This window comes from uncultured Olsenella sp., assembly GCF_959602185.1.
In the GTDB taxonomy this organism is placed as follows: domain Bacteria; phylum Actinomycetota; class Coriobacteriia; order Coriobacteriales; family Atopobiaceae; genus Olsenella_I; species Olsenella_I phocaeensis.
Map to the genome: position 1 here is coordinate 1 of NZ_CAUGRZ010000006.1, position 17,597 is coordinate 17,597.

General features: G+C 70.3%; 12 protein-coding genes. 9 read left to right on the top strand and 3 right to left on the bottom strand.

Annotated elements, in window-relative coordinates; translation table 11 throughout:
* Positions 1-192 precede the first annotated feature (192 nt).
* The gene (locus Q5923_RS05365; RefSeq protein WP_303132640.1) at positions 193-1,110 is read right to left on the bottom strand and encodes an alpha/beta fold hydrolase; all 918 of its coding nucleotides are present in this window, start codon (positions 1,108-1,110) and stop codon (positions 193-195) included.
* A 140-nt stretch (positions 1,111-1,250) separates the two neighbouring features.
* Entirely contained in the window at positions 1,251-3,284 is a 2,034-nt protein-coding gene (locus tag Q5923_RS05370; protein WP_303132642.1) for a class I tRNA ligase family protein, read from the bottom strand.
* 478 nt (positions 3,285-3,762) lie between these two features.
* Here Q5923_RS05370 and Q5923_RS05375 point away from each other — a divergent pair, with 478 nt between their 5' ends.
* From Q5923_RS05375 to queA, 4 genes are all read left to right on the top strand, one after another.
* The gene (locus tag Q5923_RS05375) at positions 3,763-4,422 is read left to right on the top strand and encodes a DUF1287 domain-containing protein (RefSeq protein ID WP_303132643.1); all 660 of its coding nucleotides are present in this window, start codon (positions 3,763-3,765) and stop codon (positions 4,420-4,422) included.
* An 88-nt stretch (positions 4,423-4,510) separates the two neighbouring features.
* On the top strand, positions 4,511-5,344 hold the full coding sequence (locus Q5923_RS05380) for a histidinol-phosphatase (RefSeq protein WP_303132645.1): 834 nt from the start codon (positions 4,511-4,513) through the stop codon (positions 5,342-5,344).
* Between the two features lie 7 nt (positions 5,345-5,351).
* On the top strand, positions 5,352-5,999 hold the full coding sequence (locus Q5923_RS05385) for an epoxyqueuosine reductase QueH (RefSeq protein ID WP_303132647.1): 648 nt from the start codon (positions 5,352-5,354) through the stop codon (positions 5,997-5,999).
* Positions 6,000-6,563: 564 nt separating this feature from the next.
* Entirely contained in the window at positions 6,564-7,727 is a 1,164-nt protein-coding gene (gene queA, locus Q5923_RS05390) for a tRNA preQ1(34) S-adenosylmethionine ribosyltransferase-isomerase QueA (RefSeq protein WP_303132802.1), read from the top strand.
* Between the two features lie 249 nt (positions 7,728-7,976).
* On the opposite strand, the gene Q5923_RS05395 is transcribed toward queA, so the two are convergent.
* A complete protein-coding gene (locus tag Q5923_RS05395; RefSeq protein ID WP_303132648.1) occupies positions 7,977-9,257 on the bottom strand; it encodes a hypothetical protein in 1,281 nt (426 codons plus the stop codon).
* Between the two features lie 321 nt (positions 9,258-9,578).
* Between Q5923_RS05395 and Q5923_RS05400 the strand changes: the two genes are divergently transcribed.
* The 5 genes from Q5923_RS05400 to recJ all read left to right on the top strand — a co-directional run bounded on the left by Q5923_RS05400 (position 9,579) and on the right by recJ (position 17,590).
* A complete protein-coding gene (locus Q5923_RS05400; protein WP_303132650.1) occupies positions 9,579-9,860 on the top strand; it encodes an HPr family phosphocarrier protein in 282 nt (93 codons plus the stop codon).
* Positions 9,861-10,062: 202 nt separating this feature from the next.
* Positions 10,063-11,220, top strand: coding sequence for a tRNA guanosine(34) transglycosylase Tgt (gene tgt, locus Q5923_RS05405; protein ID WP_303132652.1), 1,158 nt, complete (start codon positions 10,063-10,065; stop codon positions 11,218-11,220).
* A 254-nt stretch (positions 11,221-11,474) separates the two neighbouring features.
* Entirely contained in the window at positions 11,475-12,977 is a 1,503-nt protein-coding gene (gene secD, locus Q5923_RS05410) for a protein translocase subunit SecD (protein WP_303132654.1), read from the top strand.
* Entirely contained in the window at positions 12,970-13,926 is a 957-nt protein-coding gene (gene secF, locus Q5923_RS05415) for a protein translocase subunit SecF (RefSeq protein ID WP_303132656.1), read from the top strand. The genes secD and secF overlap by 8 nt, the downstream gene beginning before the upstream one ends.
* A gap of 13 nt (positions 13,927-13,939) precedes the next feature.
* Positions 13,940-17,590 (top strand): single-stranded-DNA-specific exonuclease RecJ, encoded by a 3,651-nt coding sequence (recJ, locus tag Q5923_RS05420; RefSeq protein ID WP_303132803.1) that lies wholly within the window; start codon positions 13,940-13,942, stop codon positions 17,588-17,590.
* The last annotated feature ends 7 nt before the right edge of the window (positions 17,591-17,597 follow it).

Here is a 17,597-nt window from a genome sequence, read left to right on the forward strand (position 1 = left end):
CAGGAAGTGGCATAGAGAAGGAGCCGAGGTTCAGGAAGTGGCATAGAGAAGGAGCTAAGGTTCAGGAAGTGGCATAGAGAACAGCGGCTCTGCGCACACGTCGTGCCCGATGGCGTCCAACACGTGCGAATCCCATCCGAAAGCGTCAAACGCGTCTGGGGCGCTCGCAACGTCCCAGGTCACCGGAACCGCTCAGACGCGTTGGACGCTGCGGGGAAATTGCGACCAATCGACGCCCTGCTCGGCCTCGGCAATCGTCACCAGGAGCTCGCGCAGGACAGCCTCGGGGGCGACCTTGGGAAGGGTGTGGTCGGCGTCCGCGACGAAGGCCAGGCGCGAGCCGGGTATCGAGCGCGCGATGAGGCGGGTCTCGTCCGCGGGAATCTGGTCGAGCTCGCCTGCCATCACGCAGCAGGGGCAGGAGATCCGTCCCAGGCTCTCTGCCTCGATGTGCGGCTCGACCAGCATGAGCCGGAGGAGTTCCGCCATCTGGGTCGCCTGCCTGCGGCTGGGGGCGGGCGTTCCGTCCTCGTAGAGGGCGGACTCGTCACCCGCCGTCGCCCAGGCCTCCCACTCGCCCGCGGCCTCCGCCAGCTCGTCGTTGCCGGGGATTCCCTCGGGAGAGAGGTTGGCGCCCACGGACGTGAGGGACGCGATGCGTTCCGCGTGGTCGCGCGCGAGCAGCAGCCCCTCGATCGCGCCGTCCGAGAAGCCCAGCACGTGGACGCGCGCGAGTCCGGCGGTATCGAGGACGGCGAGCGCGTCGTCCGCCATGAGCTCGTAGGTGAGCTGCGCCGTCCCGCGCGTGCTCGTGCCCTGGGCGCGCGAGTCGACGGCGACCACGGGGCGTCCGCAGGCCACGAGGGCGTCGACGAGGACGCCGAAGATGCCGTGCTCCTCTCCGTTGCCATGGAGCATGAGGACCGGCAAGACACCCGGCGTGGCGGCGTTCGCGGTGACGGCGGCGTCGGCGGCCGGCGCGTAGCAGAAGGCAGATATCCGCGCGCCGTCGGGGGTCTTGACCTGCAGACGTCTATCCAGCGGCGCCGTGGGACGTGCGTAGGGGCGGGGGACGTGACGTTCGGGCAGGGCGGGTGCGTCGTTGCTCATGGAAGCTCCTCCTGGCTGCGTGGCTGCCCAGATTCTAGGTGAGAGGAGCGCGACCGCCGCCTTCCGCAAGGTGACGGTCGCGCTCCGAAGCGCCCCGTGCAGGGGGTGACGGCTTTCGGTGGCCTTCCGCTCGGCGTGGCCTACCTGCCCTGGCTCTCGTGCCTCTCGAAGAAGTCGAAGCGGGGAGGCAGCGGCACGAGCTCGTGCTCGGAGGGCCTCTCGCCTAGTGCCTCGGCGAGCTGGGCCGGCGTCAGGAAGGCGTTCTCCCAGCTGAAGAAGTCCGCCGCGGCGAAGCCCAGGCGCTTGCAGATGCGCTCGCAGCCGAAGGGCGCCGCGGGGTGCATGAGCAGGGTCGTCGTGCGCAGCGCCGCGAAGGCGTTGGCGAGCGCGTGCTCGTAGGCGGCGTCGTCACCCTTGGCGGCCTTGGACTCGTCACCCCAGCGCTTGTTGGCCGTGCGGGCGAACTCCTCGGCCACGCCCAGCGCCCCGTGGGCATCGAAGCCGTGGGCGCAGCGCTCGAAGGCCAGCGTCGCCTCGCGACAGGCGGCCACGACCTCGGCGTCCGCCTCGACGGAGGGCAGCCTACCGCCGCAGACGTTCTGCGCGCCGTAGAGGCAGCTGCGCGCCAGGCGGTTGAAGATGTTGGTGAGGAAGGCGCTCTCCTTGAGGGCGGGGTCCACCACGCGCGGGTCGTCCTTGACCAGGACGTCTTCGCCGGTCCTCTTGTCCTTGTGGCTCACGCTGGTGTCATAGGGCTTGGGAGAGAAGCTCACGGCCTTCTGGTCCAGGCCCAGACTCAGCCAGTGGCACCTCAGCTGCTCGGGGGTGTAGTTGTCGAGCAGCTCGGCGGCCATGGGCGGCTTGACCTTGCCCGAGCTGGAGGCCTTCTTGTTCATGAACAGGATGTGGTAGTTGGCCACGGGCGTGTCCTGGAAGAGCCCCCAGTCGAGCGCCTTCCAGAGCGCCGGCTGTGCCACGCAGTAGAAGTAGATGTTGTCCTGGCCGATGAACTGGTAGACGCGGGCGTCGTCGTCGCACCACCAGTCGCGCCAGTCGCGGCTGGAGTAGCGGCCCTCGTCGCTCGTGGCCAGGGCGGCCTGGGTGAAGCTGATGGGGGCCCAGAGGCTCTCGGGCCAGCACCAGACGGTGAGGCTGCCCACGCCCTCGAGCTCCGGCGCGGGCACGCCCCACTCGATGTTGCCGGTGATGCGGAAGGGCAGCAGGCACTTGCCCGTGCGGAAGCGCACGCCGGCGGCCTCCAGGATGCCGCGCGCCTCGTCGCGGTCCTGCCAGCGCGAGAACTCGACGGAGAAGGACTGCTGGCCCTTCTCGGCCTCGCGCAGGGTGTGGTCGGGGAGCTGGTCGCGCGCGGAGTCGAAGGCGGCGCGGAACTTGTCCTGCACGTAGATCACGGGGGCCACGAGCGACTCGCGCACGGTCTTGGTGACGATGGGCCTGACCTGCTCGTCGAGGTCCCACTCGTCCATGAGGGCCTTGAGCTCGCCCTCGAAGGCGGGCAGGTCGAAGTACCAGTTGTCGACGGGGCGCAGCTCGGGCGTGGTGCCGGTGAGCTGGGACACGGGGCTGATGAGCTCCTCGGGGTCGAACTGGTGGCCCAGGTCGCACTCGTCGGCGTAGGCCTTCTCGCTCTTGCAGCCGCGGACGGGGCAGCGGCCCTGGACCTGGCGACCGTTGAGGAACTGCCCGGCCTCCACGTCATAGAACTGGCGGGTGCTCATCTTATGCAGGTAGCCGCGGTCGTGCAGGCGGCGGATCAGCTCGGCGGTGAGGCGCTCGTGGAACTCGCGGGCGGGCTCGAGGCCAGAGCCGGCAAAGAGGTCGAGGCTGATGCCGTAGGCGTCGAGCGCGGACTTCTGCGCGTCGTGGTTCTCTCCCACGTAGTCCACAATCGTCCCCTGGTAGCCCTCGGCCACGCGCTTGCGGTAGCCCTCCATGATGGGGGAGCCATAGCAGTCGGTGCCCGAGACGAAGAGCACGTTCTGGGCGCCGATGCGGTCGCGCAGGAAGCGGGCGAAGAAGTCCGCGGGAACGAAGACGCCGCCGATGTGGCCGAAGTGCAGGTTCTTGTTGCCGTAGGGCATGCCGCCGGTGATGACCGCGCGGCGGGGGAAGGTGGGACGGGCGGCCTCGAGGGCCTCGCGCTCTGCTGCCATGTGGGAGTTCCTTTGCTTGTGGCTGCTGTGTAACCCCTGCAGTATCCCACAACGCGCCGGGGCGGCGGCGCGGTCGCGGGTGGGCACCGGGGTGCCGTGGCGTGCCGGGGTGCCAGGGCGTACCGGGGTGCCAGGGCGCATCGGTCGTCGGAGCACGCGTCCATGCGCGCCGCTGGCGTCGAGCACGCCGTTGCGCACACCCACCGGCAACGAGCACGCTTTTGCGCACGTCGCCTGCTGCGTTTGCCCAGTTGCTGGAGGACGGCATTGTGCGTTCGAGCGTGAAGGATTTTTGGCGCGTGCGTAGCCGCGTGCACGACGGCGACAGACGTGCGTAGCCGCGTGCACGACGGCACGGAAGGGGCGGCTTCTCTCGCCTGCATATAGAATCAAGGCGAGAATGGCACGTCAGGGGATGGTGACAACAGGGACGGCGCAAGGCGAGAGGGGGCTCCGTCCGCATCAGGGAGGTGACGACATGCGTAGGCACGGACGCGGGCGGATGGTCGTCACCGCGGCGGCCGTGGCAACTCTCGCCTGCGCCCTGTTCCTTGCCTGGCAGCTCAACTATGTCCCGCACCCCAGCCACTCCAGCGAGGAGCTGGGCATCGAGCGCTACCAAAGCCCCCGCGACACGGACGCGGACGGCGTGGACGACCAGACCGACATCCTCGAGTCCGCGCGCGCATACGTGGCGACGCGGCCGCGCTACCAGAGCCGCTACTACGCGGGAGGTTGGCCGGACGACGGCTGTGGCGTCTGCACCGACGTGGTTGCGCGGGCGCTCCTCGGGGCGGGCATCGACCTGCGCGCTCTCGTGGCGGCGGACGTCGACGCGCATCCCGAGGCATACGGCATCGCCGCGCCCGACCCCGACATCGACTTCCGCCGCACGCAGGTGCTCACCCTCTACTTCGAGCGGAACGCGCAGGTCCTCACGACGGACCTCTCCGACGTGGCCGCCTGGCAGGGTGGGGATGTCGTGATGTGGGAGGGGCATGTGGGCGTGGTCTCTGACCGGCGGCGCTCGGACGGCATGCCCTTCGTCATTCACCACTGGGGTCCCCTGCAACTGCGCTACGAGGAGGACCGGCTGGACGACTGGGGGCGCATCGTCGGCCACTACCGCTTGGGATAGCCACTGCCGCTTGGGATAGCCGCTGCCGCTTGGGATAGACTGGAGGAGCGGCCGCAGGGCCGACCCCGCGACGACCGAGAGGACGGCCATGTCCAAGCTGCGCGCGAACTTCCACACCCACACCACCTTCTGCGACGGCAGCGCCTCGGCCGAGCAGGTGGTCGAGGCGGCCCTGGGCAAGGGCTTCGAGCAACTGGGGTTCTCGGGCCACATGGACCCAGAGATCCACATGGACTGGCCCGCCTACACGGCCGAGGTCAGGCGTCTGCAGCGGAAGTACGCAGGGCGCATCGACATCCTGATGGGCGTCGAGTTGGACAACCTCTACGATCCCGCCTGCTGCCCGGGCGCCGAGTACGTCATCGGTTCCACCCACTTCCTGGATGTGCAGACGCCCTTCCCCATGAGCGTGGACAGCAGCGAGGAGCAGCTGCGCGAGCTCTGCGAGGGCTGTTTCGACGGGGACTGGCTCGCGCTTTGCCGTGCCTACTACGAGCTCGAGGCGCAGGTGCACGACCGCACCAACTGCGACTTCGTGGGACACTTCGACCTGGTGACGCGCTTCAACGACTCCATGCGCTATGTGGACGAGACGAGCCCCGCCTACCTCGGCCCCGCGCTCGAGGCCATGGAGTGCCTGGTGGGGCAGGGCGTCCCCTTCGAGATCAACTGCGGTGCCGTCAACCGCGGGCGCAAGGCGGAGCTCTATCCGAGACACGAGCTTCTGAGGGCCCTGCACGACTTCGGCGGGGAGATTTTGATCAGCGCGGACGCCCACCAGCCCGAGCTCCTGGACGGCGGCTTCGACGTGGCGGTGGCCTCGGCGATCGACTGCGGCTTCACGCACGTGAACGTCCTGGCGCACGATGCCATGGGCGGCGTGGAGTGGCGCCAGCTCGCCCTCGACACGCTGGCGGGGTAGGGGGGCGATGGCGACGGACGGCAGAGGCGTACCGCTCCTCCTGCACGCGTGCTGTGGGCCCTGCTCGCTGGAGCCGCTGCGGCTCCTGCGCGAGGATGGCTTCGAGCCCACGATCTGCTGGTCCAACCCCAACATCCAGCCGGTGGCGGAGCACGACCGCAGGCTGAGGACGCTTCTCGACTGGGCGCGTGACGTCGCCCACGTGGAAGTCGTCGTCGCTGGTGACGACCGAGGGGCATGGGAGAGGGGCGTCGCTCCCGCGGGCTTCGACCGCGAGCGCCGCTGCAGGTCCTGCTATGCCCTGCGCCTGGCGGAGTCCTGTCGTGTCGCCCGAGAGCGCGGCTTCGAGTACGTCTCGACCACGCTGGCGGTCTCTCCCTACCAGCTCTTCGACGCCTGCGAGGACGTGCTGCTCGACCTTGCCCGGGCCAACGGGCTCACGGCCGTCTGGCGAGACTTCCGCCCGCACTACGCCGAGGCGACGATCGAGTCCCGCGAGCTGGGGATGTACCGCCAGAACTACTGTGGCTGCCGCTTCTCCTCGGCCGAGGCTGCCATGGAGCGGCAGCGCGCCCGCGACGCCCGGAAGGCCGCCCGCGCTGCCCGGCGCGAGGGCAGGCTGGTGGTCGCGCCCCCGGAGTACTTCCCGGGCTAGGCCGGGGACATTCTCGCCTGGGGCTTTGCCTTTGCGCGACGCGTGGGGGCTTGGCGCCTGCCGCGGGAGACGCGAGCCCGCCGCGGGAGGCGCGAGCCCGCCACGGGAGGCGAGAAGTGGGTTGCTGCGATGCTGCGGGACTTGCGAAGTGGGTGGTTTTCGGGGTGGCCTGCCATGCGGAACCACCCACATCGAGCCGCTCGCGCGAGAGGCGAGAAGTGTGTGGCCACGGTGTCATGGGAACAGCGAAGTGGGTAGCCATGCGCTGCGGGAGTGCCGAAGTGGGCGGAACTCCGGTTCGCATGTAGGCGAGAACCACCCACATCGGCCACCGCGCGCGGCAAGCAGGATGTGAGTAACGCGCCATGTGCGAAATGGGCGCCCGCGCCTCCGCAGTCCGCGCCGCAGCGCAGTCGCCGCAGCCCGCGCCGCAGCAGCCCCGGCACGCCGCTCCCTCCGACACACAACGCACGCGCCGGCACCCTATAATCTCCCCGCCACGACCCACGCGGCTCGCCGGCCCTCCGCCGGCGCCGGCGCCAACAGCAAGGAACCAGCATGCCCATGCGCACCGACGACTTCGACTACCCCCTTCCCGACGAGCTCATCGCCCAGGCCCCCGCGGAGCCCCGCGACTCCTGCCGCCTCCTCGTCCTCGACCGCGAGGACGGTTCCGTCGGGCACCGCCGCTTCACCGACGTCCTCGACTACCTCGAGCCCGGCGACCTCCTCGTCGCCAACAAGACCCGCGTCTTGCCCGCGCGCCTCATGGGCCACAAGCGCGGCACCGGCGGCGTGGCCGAGACCCTCCTGCTCAGACGCCGCGAGGACCTGGACCCGCTGGGCGGCGTCTGGGAGTGCCTGGTCAAGCCGGGCAAGCGCCTGAAGCAGGGGGCCGTGGTCGAGTATCGCGAGGGCGGCATCCACGCGCCCCAGGACTGGCCGGTCGTGCTCACGGGCGAGGTCATCGACTACCTGGACGAGAACCGCGGCGGGCGCCTCCTGCGTTTCGTCCCCGCCGCGGGCCTCACCCTTGATGCCGCCATCCACAAGGCGGGCCACGTGCCCCTGCCGCCCTACATCACGGAGTACGAGGGCGACCCCGAGAAGTACCAGACCGTCTACGCCATGCGGGAGGAGCACTCGGCCGCGGCGCCCACGGCGGGGCTGCACTTCACCCCCGAGCTCATGGGGCTCCTCCGCGACAAGGGTGTCAACTGGGCAAACGTCGAGCTCGAGGTGGGCATCGACACCTTCCGACTGGTGGAGGAGGACGACCCCACCCAGCACGTCATGCACACCGAGCGCTATCACGTGGGCCAGGACGTCGTCGACGCGGTGCACGCGGCCAAGGCGGCGGGGCATCGCGTGGTGGCCGTGGGCACGACCTCGGTCCGCTCGCTCGAGAGTGCCTTCGACGCCGGCGCCCCTGCGGCGGCTCCCGCGATGATGGCCCGCCGCTTCGAGGCCGCGGCCGACTCTGCCGCGGCCCTGGGCAGGGGAGACCTGGTGGAGAGGTGCGACGCCACCACCGACCTCTACCTCATGCCAGGCTCGACCTTCCACGTGGTCGACGCCATGATCACCAACTTCCACGTGCCCCGCTCGACGCTCATGATGCTGGTCTCGGCCTTCGCCACCCGCGAGCAGATCATGTCTGTCTACCAGGCCGCCATGGACGAACGCTACCGCTTCCTGAGCTTTGGCGACGCGATGCTGATCCTCTAGCGGGCAAGCGCGGGCTAGGGGGATGGCGGGCGAGAGGGAACGCCCCCTTGGTCGCGGGTTTGGCTGCAGCGCGAAAGGCGGTCGCGGCGCGCAATCCACGCACGACCTGCGCGCAAAACCTCGTCCACCTGTCCAAACACAGAACGCCCGCGCAAACCAGGAATGGCCTGCGCGGGCGTTCAGCTTTTGGTGTCTCCACCCTCGGGCGAGAACCGCCTCCTACCGCCCCTAGCGGGCCTCCTGCCGCCCCTAGCGGGGGAGCAGCACGGCCAGCAGCACGACGAGCACGACGAGCGCCGCGAGCACCACGCCCAGGAAGAGCAAGCGCTTGGCGCGGGTGGTCTCGCGCAGGTGGCGCTCCGTGCTGGCGAGACGGGCCACCTCCGCCTCCTGGCGCTCCAGCTCGCCCTTCGCCTCGGCCACGTCGGCGCGCAGCTGGGCCGTGAGCTCCGGCGTGGCGTGGATCTGGTTGGCGTCGTCGAGGACGGCCTGCTCCGCCTCGCGCTCCTCGCGGAGCTTGGCGGCGCGCCCCTCTCCCTCGTCGAGCTCCGCCTTCGCTGCGGACATCTGCTCCTCGAGCCCCTTCTCGGCGGTGAGTGCCTCGTTGTTCATGCCCTCGAACTCCTCGCGCCGCGCGTCCGCCTCCTTGCGGGCGTCCTCGTTCTGGCGCTCCACGGTCTCGAGCGACTGCTTCTGGGTCCAGAGGTGGGTCTGGGCGTTGTCCACGAGCTGCTGGCACTCGGCGGTGACGCGGGTGACCTCGTCGCGGGCGGCGCCCAGGTGGGCCTGCTCGGCCACGACCTCGCCCTGCAGCTTGCCCAGGGCGGCGGGGGCGGCGTTGCCGTCCTTCTGCAGGGCACTGAACTCCGCCTCGATCTTCTGGAGGCGGTCCTTGGCGCTGTCAACCGCCCGGTTGGCGGCCGCGATGCGCTGCTCGCGCTTCTTCACGGCGTCGGCCATCTGCGCGTCGGCGTTCTTGACGGCGCGCCTGATGTCAGAGAGCGAGCGCGCGGTGTCGTCGGAACGTCCCTTGGTCGACTCCATGAGCTCTCGGTAGGGTCTGAGGCGCTCCTCGTTGTCCCGCCTGAGCTCGTCGAGCTGCTGCTGGAGCTGGTCGCGTCGGGCCGAGGCGGCCTGGCAGGCGTCCGCGAGCTCGGCGAGCTGGCGGTCGAGCTGGGCCAGCGCGTCGCCCTGGCGCTGGACGATGCCCTGGTAGTCGGCCTCGACCTCGTCGCGGTGGCCCAGGCGGGCGCCGTCCTCCTCGATCTGCTCCCTGAGCGCCTTGGCGCGCTCGCGGCCGGCGGAGTGCTCGCGCGACGCGGCGCGAACGTTGCGAATCGCCTCGAGCCCCTCGCGCAGCGACCTGCCGGCCTCGCGCGCGGTGCTTGCCGCGACCGAGAGGCCGGCGCCATTCTCGCCCTCGCCCTCCTGGGCGTCCTCGGGGGAGATGGTCTCGATGGGCTCCTGGGTGCCGGGTGCCTCCCGCATCCCTCGGGCCTCATAGTGCTCAGTGTTGGGCTCGTCAGCCATGGCGAGCTCCTTTCCGGTCAGGGGACGGGTGTCCCCGACAGCTCCTCATATCCCCTCATTCTGCCCCATGGTCCTGCGCTGGCAACGCGCGCCCGGCCATCTGCCCACAATCAGCGCTTTGCGGCGAACTTCCCCGAGGCGGGACTCGGGGGGCGCACGGGCGTCGGCCGGCACGCCAGGGGAGGATTTCCGCGCGGAGGGGTCCCAACGCCATGCCAAATTCAGACCCATGGCTTATCCATGAGCCTGAATGTTTTGCTAGTATGAGTCCGTAAGCAGGTCCCGCCGGGGCAACCCTGCATGATGTCAAAGGAGAGCACAATGGTTTCCAAGCAAGTGACGATCGTCAGCGCGACTGGCCTTCACGCGCGTCCGGCCTCCCAGTTCGTTCAGGTTGCCAAGCAGTACCAGAGCGCCGTCACCATCAAGGACGTCGACAAGGGCACCGCTCCCGTCAACGCCAAGTCCATCATGATGATTCTGGCCGCTGGTCTGGGCACTGGCACCAAGGTCGAGATCAGCTGCGACGGCCCCGACGAGCAGGACGCCCTGGGCGGCCTCCTCGGCATCAAGGACGGCGACGAGAGCCTCTTCGGCGAGTAGACTCGCTCCCAGGGAATCGGACCCAAGCGAGCCCGGCATCCAGCCGGGCTCTTTTTTGTGAGGGCACCGGGGTCGTTGCCGTGGCGCAGGCGGGTGGGTCGCACGGGCGCGCCGTGGCTCAGGACGCGCCTGCGCTGGCCGCCGCCGTCCGCGGAGCAGGCCACGGCCAGGGCCCACGAGGAGCAAGGCGAGAGGAACGCAGATGAGCGAGGCCGCAGTGCCCAAGGACAAGTGGTTCAGCTACAACGTCGTGGCCGAGGACCCCCAGACGCACGCCCGGGCAGGCGTGCTGCACACCCCACACGGGGACGTCCCCACGCCCATCTTCATGCCCGTGGGCACCAAGGCCACGGTGAAGGGGCTCCTCCCCCAGAACCTCGAGCAGCTGGGCACCAAGATCCTCCTCGCCAACACCTACCACCTCTCGCAGCGCCCGGGCACCGGGCTCGTGGCCGAGATGGGCGGCCTGCACGAGTTCATGCAGTGGCACGGCCCCATCCTCACCGACTCGGGCGGCTTCCAGGTCTTCAGCCACGGCTCCAACGTGAGGCTGAGCGACGAGGGCGTGACCTTCCGCACCGTCGACTACGACGGCTCCTACGTGCACTGGACGCCCGAGTCCAACATGCGCATGGCCGAGGAGCTGGGTGCCGACATCGTGATGCAGCTCGACCAGTGCCCGGGCTACCCCGCGACGCGCCGCTTCGTCGAGCGGGCCGTCGACCTCTCGAGCATGTGGGCCGAGCGCTGCTGGAAGGCGCACCGGCGCGAGGACCAGGCGCTCTTCGGCATCGTCCAGGGCGGCATGCACATGGACCTGCGCCTGCGCTCGCTCGAGAGGCTCGAGTCCATGGGGGACTTCCCGGGCTACGGCATCGGCGGCTACTCGGTGGGCGAGAGCCACGAGCTCATGTTCGAGACCCTGGCGCCCCTCGCCAGTGAGCACATGCCCAAGGGCAAGCCCCGCTACCTCATGGGCGTGGGCAACCCCACCACGCTGGTCCACGGCGTCGAGTGCGGCATCGACATGTTCGACTGCGTGCTGCCCACCCGCACCGCGCGCAGCGGGACGGCCTTCTCCAGCGAGGGGCGCCTCAACTTCAGGAACGCCCGCTTCGCCCGCGACCACGGCCCCATCGACCCGGCCTGCGGCTGTCCCGTCTGCACGGGCGGCTACTCCCGCGCCTACATCCGCCACCTGGTCAAGCAGGACGAGATGCTGGGCTCCATCCTGCTCTCCATGCACAACGTCCACTACCTGCTGGACCTCATGCGACGCGCCCGCGAGGCCATCATTAGGGGAGAGTACGCCTCCTTCGTGTCCCGCTGGGACGAGCTCCCCGCCGCCAGGGACTGGTAGGGGAGGGGCTCGGACGGGCGCGCCTCGACGCTCGTCGGCGCTTCGTCAGGCGAGAGCTGCCGACAATTCGCCCTTTGAGGGCAAGGACACCTCCTGGCCCTCCGTTTGTCGGCAGCTTTGCGGTCGAGAGCTGCCGACCAGCTCCCTTCCCCGGCCCTCCCGGGGTCCCGTTCCACGTCATCGCCCATGTCGGGCTAGAATGACGGGGTTGACTTTTTGAGAGGGGCGCCCTGCGCCCCGGGATGGGAGTGCCGATGTCGGAAGAGAAGAGCCCGGAGCGCGCCAGCGGCGTGGACCGGTGGAAGGCCACGGAGGCCGCGGGCGGGAAGCCCCGCCGCGACCGCCGCCGCAAGGGAAGGGGCACCGGTCCGCACGCGTCCGCTCATGCCCGCCGCTACCTGGGGACCCTCGTCGCCCTCGCGGTCCTGCTCGTCGCCTGCGCCGTGGGCTTCACGCCCCTGGGCGAGCGCATCACGCAGGGCCTCGACATCCGCGGGGGCGTGTCCGTGATCATGGCGGCCTCGAAGCCCGACGGCTCCGCCCCCACCGCCGACGAGATGGCCACCGCCACGAGCATCGTCCAGAGCCGCGTCAACTCCCTCGGCGCCTCCGAGACCTCCGTCCAGCAGCAGGGCACCAACTCCATCCTGATCCAGATCCCGGGCGCCACCGACGCCCAGGCGGCCATCCAGACCATCGGGCAGACGGGCAAGCTCGAGTTCGTCCGCATGGACGAGATAGGCGACGCCGACGCCCTGGCCAAGCTCAACGCGGGCTCGGAGGGCGTGCGGCTCGAAGAGGGGAGCTACACTGCCTTCCTCGACGGCTCGCACATCTCGAGCACCGCCGTGGCGCAGAGCTCCTCCTCGGCGACCGGCGACTACGTGGTCAACCTGAGCCTCGACCCCGAGGGCTCGGCCGCCTTCGCCGATGTCACCCGCGAGCTCGCGCCGCACAAGGGCCGCATCGCCATCGTGCTCGACGGCGTCGTGAACTCCGCCCCCGCCGTCCAGTCCGAGATCACGGGCGGCCAGGTCTCGATCTCGGGCAACTTCACCCTCGAGCAGGCGAAGTCGCTCAAGACCGTGCTCGACTCCGGCTCGCTGCCCGTCACGCTGACCTACTCCGAGAGCCGCGTGGTGGGCCCCACCCTGGGCCAGGACTCCCTCTCGAAGGGCGTCGTGGCCATCGCCGTGGGCGTGGCCGCGGTGGTCGTCTACCTCTTCCTCTTCTACCGCGGCCTGGGCATCCTCACCATGGGCTCGCTCGCCGTCTTCGCCCTGCTCTACCTGGGACTCCTCGCGCTGCTCTCGCGCTTCGGCGCCTTCGCGCTCACGCTTCCCGGCCTTGCCGGCATGGTGCTCACCACGGGCTCGGCCGCGGACTCCTCGATACTGGTGCTCGAGCGCTTCAGGGAGGAGGTCCGCATGGGCCGCAGCATCAAGAACGCCGCCGTCTCGGGCGCGCGGCACGGCATCCTGACCTCGCTCGACGCCGACGCCGTCACCCTGGTCACGGCCCTCGCCCTCTTCCTCGTGGCCGTGGGCCCCGTCAAGGGCTTCGGCCTCACCCTGGCCTTGGGCATCGCCTGCGACGTCGTGACCATGCTCTGCTTCAAGGCGCCGGCGCTCAGGCTCCTTGCCCTCGGCCCCATCCAGCGCCATCCCGGCTTCTGGGGCATAGCCCAGGACCTCGAGGAGGCAGCCTCCGGCCAGGGGGACGCGGAGCGCCAGAGGGGGGGTGTGGCCCGTGCGTAGCCACTTCGAGCGCGAGATTCCCTTCATCCAGCACCGCCGCCAGCTCCTGGGCCTCTCCTGCGCCCTGGTCGTCCTCGCCGTGCTGGGCATCGCCCTGCGCGGCCTCGTCTTCGGCATCGAGTTCCGCGGGGGCACCGAGGTCGACTTCACCGGCACCGGCGAGCTCGCGATAGAGCAGATGAGGGACGCCCTCACCGCCGCGGGCGAGGCGGACCCCACCGTCCAGACCACCGTGAGCGACGGCAGCGCGGGCTTCCTGGTGCGTTCGGACACCGTTGACCCAAGCGTCGCCAACCAGCATGCCGCCGAGGCGGCCAAGGCCCTGGGGCTCACCGACCAGAACTACACCGTCACCACCATCGGGCCCGACTGGGGCGCCGACGTGACGCGCACCTCCGCCCTGGCCTTCGGCCTGGCGATCCTGGCCATCATCGCCTTCGTGTCGATCCGCTACGAGTTCAAGATGTCCATCACGGCCGTCGTCGCGCTGGTCCACGACCTGCTCATCATCGTGGGCGTCTACGCCTGGACTCAGATTGCGATCACACCCAACGTCGTCGCGGCGCTCCTCACGATCATGGGCTACTCGCTCTATGACACGGTGGTCGAGTTCAACCGCATGAACGAGAACGCCAAGGGCCCGCGCGACCCACGTCACCGCACCTACTACCAGATCTGCAACTTCTCGATCAACGAGGTCATCGTCCGCACCATCAACACCACGATCACCTCGCTCGTGCCCGTCGTGGCCATGCTCGCCCTGGGCGGCGCGACCCTCAAGGACTTCGCCTTCGCCATGCTGGTGGGCGAGCTTTTGGGGACCTACTCCAGCTTCGCCGTCGCCTCGCCGCTCCTGGCCATCTGGAAGACGCGCGAGCCCAAGTGGAGGAAGCTCGAGGAGAGGTACGGAGAGGCCGCCGCCCAGGCGGCCCCGAAGGAAGCCGAGTAGCGTGGCCGGGCTCATGGGCAGCCGGCGCTGGGAGCTCTGCGCCCCGAACCCCGCCCTCGAGCGCGAGCTCTCGTCGCAGCTGAGGCTTGTGCCCCTGGTGGCGCGCGTCATGGCCGCGCGCGGCGTCGCCTCCGTCGACGAGGCGCGGGCGTTCCTCACTCCCTCCCTCGCGCGCGACTGGTGCGACCCCCTGCTCGTCCCCGGCATGGCCGACGCCGCGGGTCGCATCGAGAGGGCCGTCCGCACGGGCCAGACCGTCGCGATATTCGGCGACTTCGACGTGGACGGCATGTCCGCCACGGCCCTCCTCACCCTGGGCCTGCGCGAGCTTGGGGCGGAGGTGCACCCCTACATACCCCATCGCTTCGGCGAGGGCTACGGGCTCAGCCGCGAGGCCCTGGGCCGCGTGATCGAGGGCTGCGACCCCGACCTCGTGGTCACGGTGGACAACGGCATCGCCGCCCGCGAGGAGGTCGCCTGGCTCGTGGGACAGGGCGTCGACGTCGTGGTGACGGACCACCACGAGCCCGCCGAGCTTGTGCCCGAGGGCGTGCCCGTGACCGACCCCAAGCTCGCCGACGACTGCCCGAGCCGCGAGCTTGCGGGGGCCGGCGTCGCGCTCAAGCTCCTCCAGGAGCTGGGCCGGCGGCTGGGCGCCCCCGACATCTGGCGTTCCTACACCGAGGTCGCGACCCTGGGCACGGTGTCAGACATGATGCTCCTCTCGGGAGAGAACCGCGCCCTCGTGGCCGACGGGATCTCCCGCATGCGCGAGGCGGCCCGCCCGGGCATCGTCGCCCTGGCGGCCACCGCCCGCGTGGACGTGACGACGATCACCTCCGACCAGCTGCCCTTCTCTCTTGTGCCCCGCCTCAACGCGGCGGGACGCATGGGCACCACCGACGTGGCCTTCGAGCTCCTGCTCACCGACGACCTGGAGCGCGCCCAGCAGCTCGCCGCCCGCCTCGAGCAGGTCAACTCCGAGCGGCGCGAGATAGAGGCGCAGCTCACTGAGGAGGCCATGGCCAAGGTCGACTCCTCCTTCGACGGGGGCCGCGTGGTCGTGGTCTCGGGCGAGGGCTGGCACGAGGGCGTGAAGGGCATCGTGGCGAGCCGCATGACCAACCGCTACCACGTCCCCGCCATCGTCTTCTCCATCTCGGACGGCATCGCGCGCGGCTCTGGCCGCTCGGTGGGCTCCGTGGACCTCTTCCGCGCCGTGGAGCAGTGCTCCGACCTCCTCGTCCGCTTCGGCGGGCATGCCGGTGCCGTGGGCGTCACCTGCGACGTCGCCAACCTGGACGCCTTCAGGGTGCGCCTGGGGGAGGTCATGGCGGAGCTCCCCGACTCCCAGTTCGAGGACAGGGGGGAGGTCTGCGCCCTGGTGGACCTGGCCGAGATGACCGTTCCCAACATCGAGGCGCTTGAGACGTTGCAGCCCTTCGGCCAGGGCAACAAGAAGCCGCTCCTGGGCGTGCGCGGCGTGAGCATGCGCAACCGCGCCCGCGTGGGCTCTGATGGCAGCCACCTGCGCTTCGTGGCCACCGACGGCATGTCCTCGGTTCCCGCGATCATGTTCCGCGCGCCCGACATCGAGCGCGCGAACGACTGCGACGCCGCGGTCGACCTGGTCTTCGAGCCCGTGGCAGAGACCTGGCAGGGCCGCACGAAGCCCAAGCTCATGGTGAAGGACATCCTCTATCGCGACGAGCCCGAGCCTGCCCGTGAGGGGGAGGCCGGCGTGGCCGAGGAGCTCTTCTCGCATGCGTCCGAGATACTCTCGCGCGACGAGTTCGCGGGCATCGCCGAGGCGCAGGGCTTCGTGACCAAGCTCATGGGCGTGAGCTTTGCCGGGCGCCAGGAGCTTGTGCGCGGCCTCTCCGCAGGCGACGACCTCCGGCTCGGGCGCGAGCCCCAGAACCCCGACGACCCCAACGCGATCGCGGTGCTCGACGGCTCGGGCAGGCGCCTCGGCTACCTGCGCCGCCAGATAGCGGCCGCCCTCGCGCCCCACGTGGACGCGGGACGACGCTACGAGGCGCGCGTGCTCGACGTCACCGGGGGAGACGAGCTCCGACCCACGCTGGGCGTCAACCTGCGCCTCGAGCGCGTGGCCGGAACCGAGCCGACGGGAGGGGACGCGGCCTGCGCCCCCTCGTCCGTGCGCGCCGAGCTCGCCTCGCTGGGCGCGGGCGAGCTGAGGGCGCGCCTGGTGCGCTCCCTCATCGGCGACCACGAGCTCCTTCCGGCCCAGGTCGCGGCTCTCGACCGGCTCGCCGCCGGCCGTTCCACGCTCTGCGTCATGGCGACGGGCCGCGGCAAGTCCCTCGTCTTCCACGTGCACGCCGCGATCTCGGCGCTCCGCGCCGGGAAGGCGAGCGTCTTCGTGTACCCGCTGCGCGCGCTGGTGAGCGACCAGTCCTTCCACCTCGCCGCCGCCTTCGCCAAGCTCGGCATGAGCGTGCGCGTCCTCACGGGCGAGAGCTCCCGCGGCGAGCGTGACGACGTCTTCTGCGGCCTGGCATCCGGCGCGGTGGACGTCCTCCTCACCACGCCCGAGTTTCTGGCCATCCACGCGGACCGCTTCGCCTCCTCCGGGCGCGTCGGCTTCGTGGTGGTGGACGAGGCCCACCATGCGGGCGAGACGGGCGGGCGCAGCGCCTACGCCCAGCTCCCACGGGTGTTGGAGCGGCTCGGGAACCCCGTCGCGCTGGCCGTGACCGCCACGGCCCAGGCGGGGGTCGCGCGCGAGCTCTGCCGGCTCCTCTCCATCGACGAGCGCGACGTCGTGGTGGATGCGAGCGTCCGCGACAACCTGCGTGTGCGCGACTGCCGCGAGCTCCGCGACCGTGACAGCGCCCTGGTCTCGGTCGTCGCGACGGGCATGAAGACCGTGGTCTACGTCAACTCGCGCGAGCAGTCCGTCTCGCTCGCGCGGATGCTGCGTAAGGCCGTCCCCGAGCTCGCGCGGCGCATCGCCTTCTACAACGCCGGCCTCACCCGCGCCGACCGCGGCAGGGTCGAGGACGCCTTCCGTGCGGGCGAGCTCAAGTGCATCGTGTCCACGAGCGCCTTCGGCGAGGGCGTCAACCTGCCCGACATCCGCAACGTGATGCTCTACCACATGCCCTTCGGCTCCATCGAGTTCAACCAGATGAGCGGCCGGGCGGGCAGGGACGGCCAGGACGCCTGCGTCTGGCTGCTCTTCGGCGGCAGGGACGCGCGCATCAACGAGAGGATCCTCGCCGCCTCGGCCCCGGAGCGCTCGGAGCTCGTGACGCTCTACCGGGTGCTCCGCGAGCTCGCGGACGGGCAGGCGGCGGCCACGGGCCTGAGGCTCACCAACGCCGACCTCGCCCAGGAGGCGCTCCTGCGCCATCCCGCCTCGCAGTTGGACGAGCGCGCCGTGTCGTGCGGCATCTCGGTCTTCCGAGAGCTGGGCTTCCTCTCCACGGACGGCTACGGCTCCGCCCGCCGAATTACCATGGCCCAGAGCCCCTCGCACGTCCAGCTCGACCGCTCCATTCGCTATCTTGAGGGGCTACGCCTTCGCGACGAGTTCCAGGCGTTTCGCGACTGGGCGCTCTCGAGCAGCCCGCAGGAGCTTCTCGATCGCATCAACAGGCCCATCACGCCCGGCTTCGGCGACGTGGTGGACGGCTAGGAGGTCC